Annotated in this window: 11 protein-coding genes; 8 read left to right on the top strand and 3 right to left on the bottom strand. The window is 63.5% G+C overall.

Annotated elements, in window-relative coordinates; translation table 11 throughout:
- Positions 1-89: 89 nt before the first annotated feature.
- A complete protein-coding gene (locus QA635_RS41360) occupies positions 90-1259 on the bottom strand; it encodes a YXWGXW repeat-containing protein (protein WP_283065919.1) in 1170 nt (389 codons plus the stop codon).
- 298 nt (positions 1260-1557) lie between these two features.
- Here QA635_RS41360 and QA635_RS41355 point away from each other — a divergent pair, with 298 nt between their 5' ends.
- Positions 1558-2967 (top strand): MFS transporter, encoded by a 1410-nt coding sequence (locus QA635_RS41355; RefSeq protein ID WP_283065917.1) that lies wholly within the window; start codon positions 1558-1560, stop codon positions 2965-2967.
- Here QA635_RS41355 and QA635_RS41350 read toward each other — a convergent pair.
- A complete protein-coding gene (locus QA635_RS41350) occupies positions 2964-3866 on the bottom strand; it encodes a LysR family transcriptional regulator (RefSeq protein ID WP_283065915.1) in 903 nt (300 codons plus the stop codon). The two genes, QA635_RS41355 and QA635_RS41350, sit on opposite strands and share 4 nt — an antisense overlap.
- A 94-nt stretch (positions 3867-3960) precedes the next feature.
- Between QA635_RS41350 and QA635_RS41345 the strand changes: the two genes are divergently transcribed.
- From QA635_RS41345 to QA635_RS41315, 7 genes are all read left to right on the top strand, one after another.
- On the top strand, positions 3961-4662 hold the full coding sequence (locus tag QA635_RS41345; RefSeq protein WP_283065913.1) for a haloacid dehalogenase type II: 702 nt from the start codon (positions 3961-3963) through the stop codon (positions 4660-4662).
- The gene (locus tag QA635_RS41340) at positions 4649-5887 is read left to right on the top strand and encodes a CaiB/BaiF CoA transferase family protein (RefSeq protein WP_283065911.1); all 1239 of its coding nucleotides are present in this window, start codon (positions 4649-4651) and stop codon (positions 5885-5887) included. The genes QA635_RS41345 and QA635_RS41340 overlap by 14 nt, the downstream gene beginning before the upstream one ends.
- Before the next feature lie 173 nt (positions 5888-6060).
- Positions 6061-7896, top strand: a complete 1836-nt coding sequence (locus QA635_RS41335) for a DUF1963 domain-containing protein (RefSeq protein ID WP_283065909.1) — start codon at positions 6061-6063, stop codon at positions 7894-7896.
- Positions 7897-7992: 96 nt separating this feature from the next.
- Positions 7993-8643 (top strand): hypothetical protein, encoded by a 651-nt coding sequence (locus tag QA635_RS41330; RefSeq protein WP_283065907.1) that lies wholly within the window; start codon positions 7993-7995, stop codon positions 8641-8643.
- A 290-nt stretch (positions 8644-8933) separates the two neighbouring features.
- Entirely contained in the window at positions 8934-9746 is an 813-nt protein-coding gene (locus tag QA635_RS41325) for a pentapeptide repeat-containing protein (protein ID WP_283065905.1), read from the top strand.
- Between the two features lie 120 nt (positions 9747-9866).
- Positions 9867-10337: an aminoacyl-tRNA deacylase gene (locus QA635_RS41320; RefSeq protein ID WP_176937234.1), complete on the top strand. Its 471-nt coding sequence runs from the start codon at positions 9867-9869 to the stop codon at positions 10335-10337.
- A 251-nt stretch (positions 10338-10588) separates the two neighbouring features.
- Positions 10589-11008, top strand: coding sequence for a CBS domain-containing protein (locus QA635_RS41315; RefSeq protein WP_092089937.1), 420 nt, complete (start codon positions 10589-10591; stop codon positions 11006-11008).
- Between the two features lie 191 nt (positions 11009-11199).
- Here QA635_RS41315 and QA635_RS41310 read toward each other — a convergent pair whose 3' ends face one another.
- On the bottom strand, positions 11200-13008 hold the full coding sequence (locus QA635_RS41310) for an NAD(P)/FAD-dependent oxidoreductase (RefSeq protein ID WP_283065901.1): 1809 nt from the start codon (positions 13006-13008) through the stop codon (positions 11200-11202).
- Positions 13009-13229: the final 221 nt, after the last annotated feature.

Genomic DNA, 13229 nt, shown 5'->3' with positions numbered 1-13229 from the left:
GGATTGATGATTGCATCGCGGGCCGTGGTGCCCGCGATGGGGTCTCATACGACATCGGCGTGCCCTTGCAGGCACGCCGATGAACCCGATCAAGAGTGTTGGTGTGGCGCCGGACGCGGCCTCGCAGCAGGATGCGGCCGTGGCGCCGGTCGTGACACATGCGATGGCGCGGGCCGATGCACAACCGCTTGCGCGACGCGCGGTGCCGGTGGATGCGCGGCCGCGCGTGGCTGCGGCGGTGCATGCTGCACGAGCTGCGGTCTTGACGCCGGCGGAGCGACGTGCGGCGCGGGTGCGGGATGTGCGCCGGCGCCGGGGAGAGCATGCGCAGTCGGCAAGGCGTGTCCCGGCGGCAAGGCGTGTGCCGGCGGCAAAGCGTTCCCCGTCGGTAGAGCGTGTCCGGCCGGCGAAGCGCTTGCTGTCGGCAGGGCGTGTCCTGGCGGCGGAGCATTCCCCGTCGGGCGTGCATGTCCCGTTGGCAAGGCGTGTGCGGCCGTGGGTTGCGCATGTCGGGGCGGCGGCGCCGCGATCGGCTTGCCTGGGCGCGCGGCCACCACGCCGGCACCGCTGAACCGTGCTGCGTGCGCGGTCGCGGCGACCGCCGGATGACCATGGTTGTTGGCGAGCGTCAGCGCCGGATTCTTCATCGCCGCTTCCGCGTGTCGCGCCTGCTCGCCGGTCGCGGCCACGTGGTGCGCGCCCTGGACCGCGAGCTGCTGCGGCGTCGGCTTCACCGTGGTGCCGCCGGTGCCGCCGTTGTAGCTGACGTTGGTCGTGTTGTTGACGACGGTCTTGTTGTAGACGTTGGTGACCGAGACGTTCGAGATGTTGTTGACGGAGCTGTTGTAGAAGAAGCTGCCGCCGCGCCAGTAGCCGCCCTCATAGCCGACGCCGGTGTAGCCGAAGCCATAAGAGATGCCGCCGTAGAAGCCGACGGTCGCGCCCCAATATCCGGCGTGGAAGGCGTAGGCGCCGTCGCTCCAGCCCCAATAGCCGGGTGTCCACAGCAATTCAGGCGCCGGCGGAAGCACCCATGTGCCGGGCACCCAGTAGTAACCGGTGTCGTCGCTCCATGCCCAATAGCCCGGAGTCCAGATGTAGCCGGGTGCGGGGATCGGCGGCTGAACATAGACCGGCAATGGCGGCGGCGCCGCATTGACGGTGATGCCGATGGCAAGCTGCGCGCGCGCAGCGTGTGGTGGTGAAAGACAGCAGAGGCTGAGAGCCAGGGCGAAAGGCAGTCCGGCGATGCGGCGCATGGCACATACTCCAATCTTCTTCCCCCAGCGTTGGAGTCGAATAGTGGCGGCGACATGAACCCGTTGTGAATGTTTGTGCTGACACCGTGATTTCGAGATCGCGCGACGGCGGGATCGTTAACGACCGCGAATGCAAGTCAGCTCGGTGTCAGGATGGAACGCAATCATGCGGTCTCGTCAGCTTCATCATTGCGCCAAATAGTCGAATTTTCGATTTGAATTGGACGACGACCCCCTGCGCGTCATCAATCGGTGCCCGGAGCATCCGGCTGCCAAAGGCCGGGCAGGGAGGTTTGGCATGGCGCGATCCGCCGACATCGACATCAACGCGGGCGCGCGCCTCGACAGGCTACCGATCTGCGGATTCCACTGGCGCATCCTGGCCCTGATCGGCGCCGGCATGTTCCTCGATGCGTTCGATATCTATCTGGCCGGCGGCGTGCTGGGCGCCGTGCTCAAGGAAGGATGGTCGACGCTCGAGCTCAACGCCGCATTCGTCTCCGCGACTTTTGTCGGGATGACGATCGGCGCGTGGTTCTCCGGTATCCTCGGCGACCGCTTCGGCCGCCGCTTCTCCTACCAGATGAACCTCGCGATCTTTGGCCTCGCCTCGATCGCCGCGGCCTTCGCGCCGAACATGATCGTACTGATCGGCCTGCGTTTTATCATCGGCATTGGCCTCGGCGCGGAGATCGTGGTCGGCTACGCGACCTTGACGGAATTCGTGCCGGCTTCCTCGCGTGGGCGCTGGATCGGGCTGCTGGCCGTGATCACCAATTTCTCGTTGTTCGTCTCGTCGATGGTCGGCCTGTGGGTGATCCCGACGCTTGGATGGCGCTACATGTTCGGCCTTGTCGGTTGTCTTGCGATGGTCGTCTGGATTCTGCGCAAGTCGATGCCGGAATCGCCGCGCTGGCTCGCCGCCAACGGACGCGCCGATGAAGCCGAGAAGATCCTGTCGGCGATCGAAGCCGAGGCCGCGCGCAAGGCGATATTGCCTGCTGTCGCTGCCCGCGCGCCGGTGCAGGAGTCTCCGGGCGCGGTCTGGCGTCTGTTCCAGCCGCCCTATCTCGCGCGCACGCTGCTCGGCAGCCTGTTGCACATCGTCGTCGGCTTCAGCCTCTACGGGTTCATCGGCTGGCTGCCGACCTTCATGGTCAAGGGCGGCCACAGCGTGGTTTCGTCGCTGGGCTACACCACGGTGATGGCGCTGGGCGGCCCGGTCGGATCGCTGATCGGGCTCGTGCTGGCGGACCGGCTCGGACGCAGGCTGTCGATCGTCTGCTCGTCGATTGCGGCAGCGGCGCTCGGTATCGCCTATCCATACATGCCGGACGGTGTTGCGCTCGCGGGCGTGGGCTTCCTGCTCATCACCGCAATCTACGTCATGCTGGCGACCGGGTTCGCGATGCACGTCCCCGAACTGTTCCCGACGCGGTATCGGCTTCGCGGCACGGCGATCTGCGCCACGTCCGGACGCATCGCGACCGCGCTGGTTCAATACGTCGTGGTTGCGATCTTTGCCTGGCAGGGGCTAACCGGCGTGCTGACGACCCTGGCCGGCATCCTCGTCTTCCAGGCCGTGGTCTTCCTCATGTTCGGTTTCGAGACCAAGGGACGATCTCTGGAGGACGCGTCGGCGGTCACGGACGCCGAGGCGGGAGAGCGCTCGTCGATGGCGCGGAGGCCGGCGGACCTCGGCGTCTAGTTCAGATCGGAGCACGCCGCCCTGATCCGGTCGCGGAGCCAGCCGTTCGCATTGCTCTGATCGTATCTGCGGTGCCAGTATAACATCCAGTCGAACGGCGCGGATTCGAACGGCAGTTCCTCCATCCTCAGATCATCGTCCATCAGCACGGTCGCGAGGTGCCTCGGCATCACCGCGAGCAGATCGGTCTTCTTCAAGACGTGAGGCACGACCAGCCAATGCGGCACGTTCAGGGCGATGCGTCTTCGGTGGCCGCGTTCGGCGAGCACGTCGTCGACGAAGCGAAGATCGGTCGGGCTCATCGAGACCTTCATGTGCTCCTGCGCGATGAAGCGCTCGAAGGTCAGCCGTGCGCGCCTGATCTGGTGTCCGCGTCGCATCAGGCAGACCATGCGGTCGCGCAGCAGCGTCTCGGAACGGATCGATGCGGAATGCTCGAGCCCCATGCTCACCGCGACGTCGATCTCGTCCCGCTCCAGCGCATCGATCGTCAGGGCGGGCGGCAGATGGATCGTGTTGTAGGAAATTCGGCCCTCCGGCGGCCGCGTTGCGGCGAGCCGCGGCAGCAGCAGGCATGCGAGAATGTCCGACATCCTAATAGTGAAGGTGCGTTCGGTCCGGTCTGGATCGAAGCCGGCGTCGCTCGCCATCACGCGCTCGACCTGACGCAGAACCTGGCGCAGCGGCTCCGCCAGTTCGGTGGCGCGGGGCGTCGGCTTCATCCCGGTCGTGGTCCGCACCAGGAGCTCGTCCTTGAACATCGCGCGCAACCGGTTGAGCGCATTGCTCATCGCCGGTTGGCTGAGGCCGACGCGGTCTGCCGCCTTGGTGACGTGACGCTCGGCCAGCAGTGCGTCCAGCGCGACGAGCAGATTGAGGTCGATGGATCGAAGGTTCATCTATCATTCATATCGTGAATGACGAGAGATAACAAATCCATTTCATCCATGATGGTGCAGCGCGTATCAATCGATCAGGACCAAGGAGGCATCAATGAGCTTTGAGATGATCAAGCGCGACGTGAAGATCTGCATGTTCGACCAGTACGGCACGGTCGTCGACATGCAGGGCGGCCTGACCAGGATCGCGGCGCCGTTCCTCGAGAAGAAAGGCTGGAAGGGCGATCCGAATTCGTTCGTCACGTGGTGGCGTCGCACCCATTTCGAGAACTCGATGATCGATGCGCTGCTGCATCGCGAGCACACGCCCTATCGCGAGATCGGGCACCGCGCGGTTGCCCACGTCATGGACCGCGCGAAGATCGACTACACGATGGACGATGTGCGCTACCTCGTGGGCGAGATCGAGAAGCTGGTGCCGTTTCCGGAGGTGCCGGACGCGCTCGCGCGGCTGCAACGCAAGTATAAGCTCGTCGTGCTCTCGAACGGCGATCCGGACATGCTCGAGACCGCGAAGCAGTACCACAAGGTCCCGTTCGATCGCGTGATCTCGGTGGCCGAGGCCAATTCGTTCAAGCCGCATGTCGCGACCTATACGAGAGCGGCCGAGATCATGGGCGTGAAGCCCGCGCAGGTGCTGTTCGTGGCTAATCATGCCTTCGACTGCATCGGCGCCAAGTCCGCCGGCATGCGGACGGCCTTCATCGATCGGCGCAGCCGCCCGTTCGGCATCACGCCGCATCAGCCCGACATCCTGGTGCCGTCGATGAAGGACCTCGCCGATGCGATCGTCTGATCGCGAGCCGCTGTCGGGCATCAGGGTCCTCGACCTCTGCCGGGTGGTGTCCGGCCCGTTTGCCACGATGCAGCTCGGCGATCTCGGCGCCGACATCGTCAAGATCGAGGATCCGCGACAGGGCGACGAGAGCCGCCGTTACGGGCCGCCGTTCATCGGCGGCGAGAGTGCGTACTTCCTGTCGGTGAACCGCAACAAGCGAAGTTGCGCCATCGATCTGAAGTCGCCGGCCGGGCGCGACGCGGTGCTCGATCTTGCATCCGTCGCAGATGTCGTCATCGAGAACTTCCGCCCGGGTACCCTGGACAAATGGGGGCTCGGCTTCGACGCGCTGAGGGCCCGCAAGGGCGACATCATCCTGTGCAGCATCTCGGGATTCGGTCGCACCGGCGCCGACGCCGCGCGCCCCGGCTATGATCTGATCCTACAGGGCGAATCCGGCGTGATGGACATCACCGGCGATCCGGACGGACCGCCGACCAAGGTCGGAACGTCGATCGCCGACCTCGTCACGGGCCTCTATGCGTCGCATTCGGTGCTGGCCGCCCTGATGCGGAAGAACCGCACCGGCGAGGGCGGCCGCGTCGACGTCTCCATGCTCGACGCCATGGCATCGCTGCTGACGTTCAACGCCGGCATGTACTTCGCCTCGGGACAAAGCCCGAAGCGCCGCGGCAATGTCCATCCGACCATCAGCCCGTATGAACCGTTCGAGGCGAGTGACGGCTGGATCAATGTCGGGGTCGCGAACGACAAGTTCTGGGCGGCGTTTTGCGGCGTCGTCGGCCGTCCGGAGCTGCGCGAAGACGTCCGCTTCGCAACCGCTCCCAAGCGCGCGGCGAGCCGCAACGAGCTCGTCGCGATCCTTTCGCCGATCTTTGCCCGGCGAAGCCGCGCCGACTGGCTGCAGGTGCTCGGGGTGGCAGGCATTCCGTGCGGCGCGATCAAGTCGGTCGGCGAGGTCTGCGAAACGCCTCAACTCACGCAGCGCGGAATGGTCCAGACCATCAGCCATCCGGCGGCGGGAGATGTGAAGTTCATCGCGAGGCCGACGCGATTCGGCGACGAACCGCCGGCGCCGTCCACGCCGCCGCCGATGCTCGGCGAACACACAAGCGAGGTGTTTGCGGAATGGCTCGGCTGGAGCGACGATCGGCTCGGGAGATTCGCCGCCGAGGGCGCGTTCGGCGACTTTGGACGGACGTTCGTGCGATCGTCGATGTGAGCGGCGCGCCGCCCAACGTGCGGCGAAATGGCGCGTAGCACAGTACTGGCCTTTACCAGATCAAGCGCGCCCGTTCGCGGGAATTAAGAACTCGCTTTCCAAGATACAGAATTTGGATGGCGCAATCCTGAATCGACGCCGATAGTCTGGCCCAGGTTGAGGATCGGCGCGCGATGAAGGACTTTATTGCCAAGTTCCTAACGTACAATCTGGAAATGCTTGCCAAGGCCTCGGATGAGGATCCGGCCGCGCATGACCGGAATGCAGTCTGGCTGCGCGCTGCGATTCCGGCTCGTCCGGCGGCAGCCGAGATCGGCTGGATCGGCGGCAATCCAAAGCTTCCCGATCCCTTCCAATGGCCCAGCAGGGACGGCCAGCCGTATCAGTTTCTTTGCCAGATCAATTGCGCATACTTGCCGCCCAGCCTGTGGGGCGGCGTCGGTCCGAGGACGGGATGGCTGGCATTTTTCGCAGCCGTGTCCGGCCGTATCGACGTGAAGGTGATCCATCAACCGACGCTCGGACCGCAACGTCGCAACGAACGCGCCTGGCAGAAGAGCGCCACGGGTCTGTATTGGGTCGATGACAAGTATGACGGGCTGCTGGCACCGCCGCCCAAATGGCCGCTCGACTTCGTGCATCCCGTCGACGGCGAAAGCTGCGTTCCAAACCGGCTGCGGCGCAATCCTTCTGCCGATGCAGTTTTCGCCATCGCATCGTGGGAGCTTCAGCCGATCGATTGGAGAACGCTCGAACTGCTCGTGCAGGAGGCGCTTGCCCAATCGAGGGCGTGGGCGGCGCGTCTGACCGACGCGGCGCGGCAGCAGGAAGCGCGGCTCAAGCCGCCGCGCAAGGAACTGGTGACTGCGTTCGAGCAACTCGCTGAAACAGCGGAACGGCTGCGCGAGGCATTGGTACGTTCCGAAGCGGAGCAGCCATTCTCGTTGCAAGGCTGGCTGTCCCACGCCGAACTGGTCTTGCGCATCAGGGAGCTGCACGACGAGATCACCTTGCAGCGTGGCAGCAGCTTCGTCGCGGCGCTCGACAAGTCGGAAATCGAGCTCGCCAATGGCGAGGGTTTTCTGGCGCCGATCTGGGTGAAATCGAAAGCGCCTCTGTTTCCGCCCGACACCGAGCAAGGGCGCAGATATGCCGGGCTGGTTCGGCTCATTCAGGACCTTGAACGGGATCTTCAGGCCGACGTGCGGATGCCGTCGCCCGACAGGGGCGTTTCAGCCGATCTCGTCGGCTGGCTGGAATACAGGGAGAAGTTTCCGCAGGACTGGGAAGCCTATGCGGCGCGGGTTCGCCAGGTTCGCAGGCCGTATTATGCGTTCTGGATCGACAACGCCGCGGCGCTCGAGCCGACGATGGCGCATGGTCGCGGGCTGCCGCCGCCCGACAGCTGGGCAGACGCCCGCGGGCGCGCGGTGAGCGAGCGCGACTGGGCGCATGAGCAATTGCGCAGGTTCGGAACGGCCGAGGCAAGCGAGGGCCAGAGGCCTGCCATCGCACGGAACAGGCAGCAGAAGGCCGAGGCGCTCGTCGCAGAGCTGGAGACGGTTATGCACAAGATTCGCGATCGCCGGAGCGAGGCCGCGTTCGTGCCTGACGAGTGGACCGCGCTGTATCGGCTGCTCGATGAGCGGGCGGCCGATCAAGCGCTGCCGGAGTTCTGGTCGACGGGGTACAGGGTGTTGCGCTCCGAAATCGCCAAGCAGCTTTACGCCGACGATCCCGATGCAGTGATCACGGCCGCCCGGCATCCCCTTGAGACCGACTGGGTGTTCGACGCCGAGCAAGCCACGCTCCAGATCGGCGGCGCCCCGCGCGGCTGGTGCGCGGACTTTATCGAAAACAAGCCGAACTCGGTCATGCTGCTGCAATTTCCGAGCAACAATCTCACGCATTTCAGATGCGGCGATGTCAGCGACCTCGTCGTCTCGATCTCCCGCTCCGATCTTGCACGGCACGACTTCAGACATGTGCGGGTGGATGTATCGAATTGACAGATCCGCCGCAAAGGCGGTTGCCGGTGGCAGCCGAATGATCAGCGAAGCGAAAGACGGCCAATATCCGATTGCTGGCTGCGCAAAGGTGTCCTTTTGAAACGGCCTGTCATTCTTGCCGTCATGGCCATTGCATTGGCGTGGCTGTTGGTTCGATGCAGTACGCCGCAGGCATCTCTGCGCTACCGGATGACCATCGAGGTCGAAACCCCCGGCGGAATGAGGTCCGGCTCTTCAGTCATGGAATTGCGCCTTGAGCGGGAATTCCTGATCCCGATGCCGGGCGCTGGTGGTTCCGACTGGGGTGGTGGCTTCACCGTGCACGGCGAAGCCCCATTTGTGGATCTTGGCGACGGAAAGGTTCTGTTCGCGACGAACTACGATCGAAATTACAGCTATCTGAGCAGCATGACGCATATCGTCGTCCAGGTTCTCGGTTATCGCGAACTGGCGCCGCCACTTCCGTCCGGCGACAACGCGAGAACCATGAGCGCGGCCGTCAAAGCCAAGCCATCCGGCGTCTTGCGTCCGAAGGATTATCCGACGCTGGTGACGTTCACCGACACGAGCAAGCCTAAATCCGTTGTCGTGGTCTCGCCCGACAATCTCGCCGCCGCCTTCGGGGCGGGCTACCGGCTCGGCAGAATGACGTTTCAAGTGGTCGAGCAGGACGCGCCGCTCACCGCCACTCTCGCGGCTCATTTTCCGGCGCTTGTTGACGAGCGCGGCCGGCTGACCTTGCGTTAACCGGCTCGGTGGCGCATCGCGAGGTGTTGGCGGCGTCCTGTCAATCGGGATCAGGCCTCGGGTTGAGCCGGCGCCATTCCTCCGGCGGCATGAAGGTGCCCGACCATATTCCGCGCCTGGCTTGCTCCGCCTGGTGCTGCTCCGGCTGAGACGGGTCACTGGCATTGCCAGGATCGATATCCGGTTTCATACTCTGGCATAGGCCGGAGCCGGCCAGCTAACCTGACGGCGCGGCCAACCCGGAGAATACAAGAGACAATACCGGGTTTCTGAGCGGCGGAGAGACGGCGATGTCGTTTCGTCTCGCATTTGCCTTTGTGTCGATAGCGGCGCTGCTGGTTGATCCGACTGACGCCGTGTCGCAGGACATGCTGCGGAGTGTCGACCTCAACAGTCCGGAAATGACGGCGTCGGAGATGACGCGCGCCGAGGTCGACGCGCTCCTCAAGTCGGTCCCTCAAGGGGACGGACGCACTGCAGATTTGGATGGAAAGCGACTGTCGCACCTCGATCTCTCGGGCCTCGACTTCTCCGGCGGCAACCTTCATCTCGTAAAGCTCAACCGGACCAATCTGAAAGGCGCCCGCTTCGATCGGGCTATCTTGAACCAGGCCTGGCTGATCGACGCAGATTTGTCAGGGGCGTCCCTCGTCAAGGCATCGCTGCTCGGCACGCAGATGCAACGCGCCAAGCTTGGCGGCGCCGATTTGAGCGGCGCTCGGATAACCGCCGATCTTTCCGGTGCCAGCCTGATCGGGGCCAGGCTTGCGGGCGCCGATCTCAGCGCTGATATGCGCAACCAATCGATGGGCCTGATGCGTGGCGTGCTCAAATCCGCCGATCTGCGGAATGCGGATCTAAGCGGCGCCAATCTTTCGCGCGCCGATCTCGAATTCGCGCAACTGCAGAATGCCAATTTGGCGAACTGCAGCCTCCATAGAGCTGACCTTGCGGGAGCCGACCTATCCGACGCCAATGTCGCCGGCGCAGATTTCACCGAGGCCGACCTTGCGTCGGCCCTCTTGCCGAGCGCGGCGGCGCTGGCCGAGGCCCGCAATCTGGACAAGGCCCGGAACTTGAACTTGGCGCGGCGCCCCCGTTAGGGATCGAATTGCAGTGTCCTGCGACAAGACCTATGTTCTGTCTTGAGAACCACGCAGCCGCTCATCGTGCGGCGGGCAGGACCACGGTGGATGGTTGCATGTCGCACCGGAGGTGACGCCATGACCATTTCTCCCAAACTGCACAATTATCTCGCTGCAGAAAACATCGAGTACGACGAAATCCCGCACGTACTGACGATGTCGTCAGCCCTTACCGCCCAGGCTTGTCACGTCTCGGGCGATCGCTTGGCCAAGGCCATTGTGCTGCGCCGCAACGACGGGTACCTGCTCGCCGTGCTGCCGGCATCGCATCACCTCAGGCTGGCGGATCTCAGGGCGAGATTCGGTGACGATATCGCCATGGCCGCTGAAGGCGAGATCGATCGGCTGTTCACGGACTGTGCGCACGGGGCGGTTCCCGCCGCCGGTAGCTGCTACGGGCTCGACGTTATCGTTGATGACAGCATCCGGATGCAGCCCGAGATCTATATCGAAGCCGGCGATCATGAGACGTTGCTTCATCTCGGTCGTGCGCAATTCGCACGCCTGACCGCCGGTTCCCTGCATGGCAGCTTCAGTGCGCATGACTGAGGCGGCGTGACAGCGGGACCATCTATCTGTGCGCCCCGACTGGAACATGATCCGGAGGGGTGCGAAGCGGCTCTTCCCCGAGACAAGGGAGGAACGCGCTTGCGCGGAGATCATGCTCAAGCAAGGGGCTCGAGCGCGATGACGCTTCGACCCGGTTTCATCGTGCCTTAAGGCGCAGCACGCATGCAGTCGCGCCAGCTCTGTTGTATAATTGCGAGCGAGGGGGTGCTGCCTTGGACGGGAGGTCCTCCATGAAAGTCAAGGACGTGATGCACAAGGGCGTCGATTGGGTGAGCCCCGACACGCCAATCACCGAAATCGCGAAATTGATGCAAGGGCACGACATCGGCTGCATTCCGATCGGGCAAGACGATCGTCTGATCGGGATGGTGACGGATCGCGACCTCGTCTGCAAAGGTCTTGCGAGCAAGGACTTCAACCCTGCGCGTACCACGGCGCGGGATGTGATGACTGAAGGCATCCACTGCTGCCGGGAAGACGACGATCTGACGAAAGCTATACATCACATGGAAACGCTGAAGATCCGCAGACTGCCTGTGATCAACAAGAGCAAGCGGATGGTTGGCATGATCAGTCTGGGCGATGTGGGCCACTTTGCCGGTGCCGATCTCGTGTCCCAATGCATGAAGAGCGTGTCGGCTCATCATTGAGGCGAGGCCGGTCTGCGGGAATCCGGCAGACCGGCCAGTATCATGATCAACCGGGAAGGCAACCCGTGCCGGCTGTCTCACAGGCATCGTCCCGAAGCTGGACGGCTATCGGCACCGTTCGATCTCCATCCGATCTGTCGAGGGGCGGATCGCACCACGATCCGCCCGCCGTCGCGATATCGCCTGGTCAATCAGCCCAGGTGATGAACCTTCTGCAAGCCGTAGACCGGGGTCGGGATGCCCTCCATCCGCGCCTTTAGTTGCAGCGCCAGATACTGGGAGTAATGCCGCGACTGGTGCAGATTGCCGCCGTGGAACCAAAGCGCCTCCTGCTGGGTCGGCTTCCACATGTTGCGCTGCTCGCCCTCCCACGGGCCGGGGTCCTTGGTGGTCTCGGATCCAAGACCCCAGACCTTGCCGACCTTGTCGGCGACGTCCTTCGAGATCAGGTCGGCGGCCCAACCGTTCATCGAGCCATAGCCGGTGGCATAGACGACGAGATCGGCGGGGAGTTCGCTGCCGTCCACGAACCTGACGCCGGTTTCGGTCAGTTCCCGCACCGCAGCGCCCTTGCCGCTCTTGAGCTTGATCGAACCGTCGATCACGAGATCGCAGGCGCCGACGTCGATGTAATAGCCCGAGCCGCGGCGCAGGTACTTCATGAACAGGCCGGAGCCGTCGTCGCCCCAATCATGCATGAAGCCGACTTTCTCCAGCGCGGCGTAGAAATCCTTGTCGCGCTCGCGCATCTGCTCGTAGAGCGGGATCTGGAATTCATGCATGATCTTGTAGGGCAACGAGGCGAAGATCAAATCGGCCTTGCGCGTGGTCATCCCGCTCGCCACCGCCTGCTCCGAATAGAGCGCGCCGAGTCCGATATCCATCAGCGTGTCGGATTTCACGATATGCGTGGACGAGCGCTGCACCATGGTGACGTCGGCGCCACCTTCCCATAGCGCCGCGCAAATATCGTGGGCGGAGTTGTTGGAGCCGATCACCACCACCTTCTTGCCGCGATATTTCTCCGGCCCCGGGTGGGTCGAGGAATGCTGCTGCTCACCCTTGAAGATGTCCTGCCCCTTGTAGGTGGGCCAGTTCGCCTTGCCCGACATGCCGGTCGCCAGCACGAGCTGCTTCGGCTTGAGCGTGATCTCCTTGCCGTCGCGCTCGACCACGACGGTCCATTCCCCGGCCTTCTCGTCATACTTGGCTGACTTCGCCGTGGTCGAGCTCCAGTAGTTGAGCTCCATCACCTTCGTGTACATCTCCAGCCAGTCGCCGATCCTGTCCTTCGGCGCGAACACCGGCCAGTTTTTCGGGAAGTCGATATAAGGCAGATGGTCGTACCAGACCGGATCGTGCAGGCAGAGCGACTTGTATCGCTTGCGCCAGGAATCGCCGGCGCGTTCGTTTTTCTCGATGATGATGGTCGGCACGTTCAGTTGCCGCAGCCGCGCGCCAAGCGCGATTCCGCCCTGCCCACCGCCGATGATCAGCGCATAGGGTTGTTTTGCATGACCCAGTTCGGTGATTTCCTGGTCGCGTTCCTCGCGCCAGCTCTTACGGTCCTTGCCATGACCGTGCTTGGCGCCGAGCGGACGGGTGAAGCCGGACTTCTCCTCATGTCCCTTGAGCTCGGCCATGGTGGTGAGCAAGGTCCAGATGCGTCCATCCTTCATGCGCAGGTGACCATAGCCGCGCGCGACATCGGTCTCGAATTCGATCCAGCTCTCGATGATGCCGCCGGCCTCGCTCGCGGCTTCGCCATCGGCGATGCGCCATCCCGACGGTTTGCTGTCCGCAAGCCGCGCTTTCAGCATGTCGCGGATCTGATCCTTGCCTTCCATGGTCTTGATGTTCCAGGTGAAGGTGACCAGATCGCGCCAGTAGCAATTGGTCTGGAACAGCGCGATCGCGCGTTCGATGTCACCCGACGACAATGCGACGTTGAACTCGTCGAGCAGCGCGGTGATCTTCCCGTCCGGGGCCTTCGTGAGCATGGTTTCATTCTCCCATATGCCGGCGTCGATCGCCTTTGCGTCGTGGGTCCGGCGCGTTTGTTAGCGAGGTCGAATCTTGCCTCGACCACCATGTCAGCAAGCCTCATGCCACCGCGGCGAATCTCGAAAACGCTCGGCATTTCCTCGCGTTAACAGCCAAGGCGAGGCCGCCTCACTTGTTGCGCCATGCAACAGGTGTTGCACGCAACAAACTTGATCGG

The organism is Bradyrhizobium brasilense, assembly GCF_029714345.1.
Taxonomy (GTDB): Bacteria; Pseudomonadota; Alphaproteobacteria; order Rhizobiales; family Xanthobacteraceae; genus Bradyrhizobium; species Bradyrhizobium australafricanum.
Note: the sequence above shows the minus strand (reverse complement) of the source record. Positions and strands in the feature narration are given on the sequence as shown.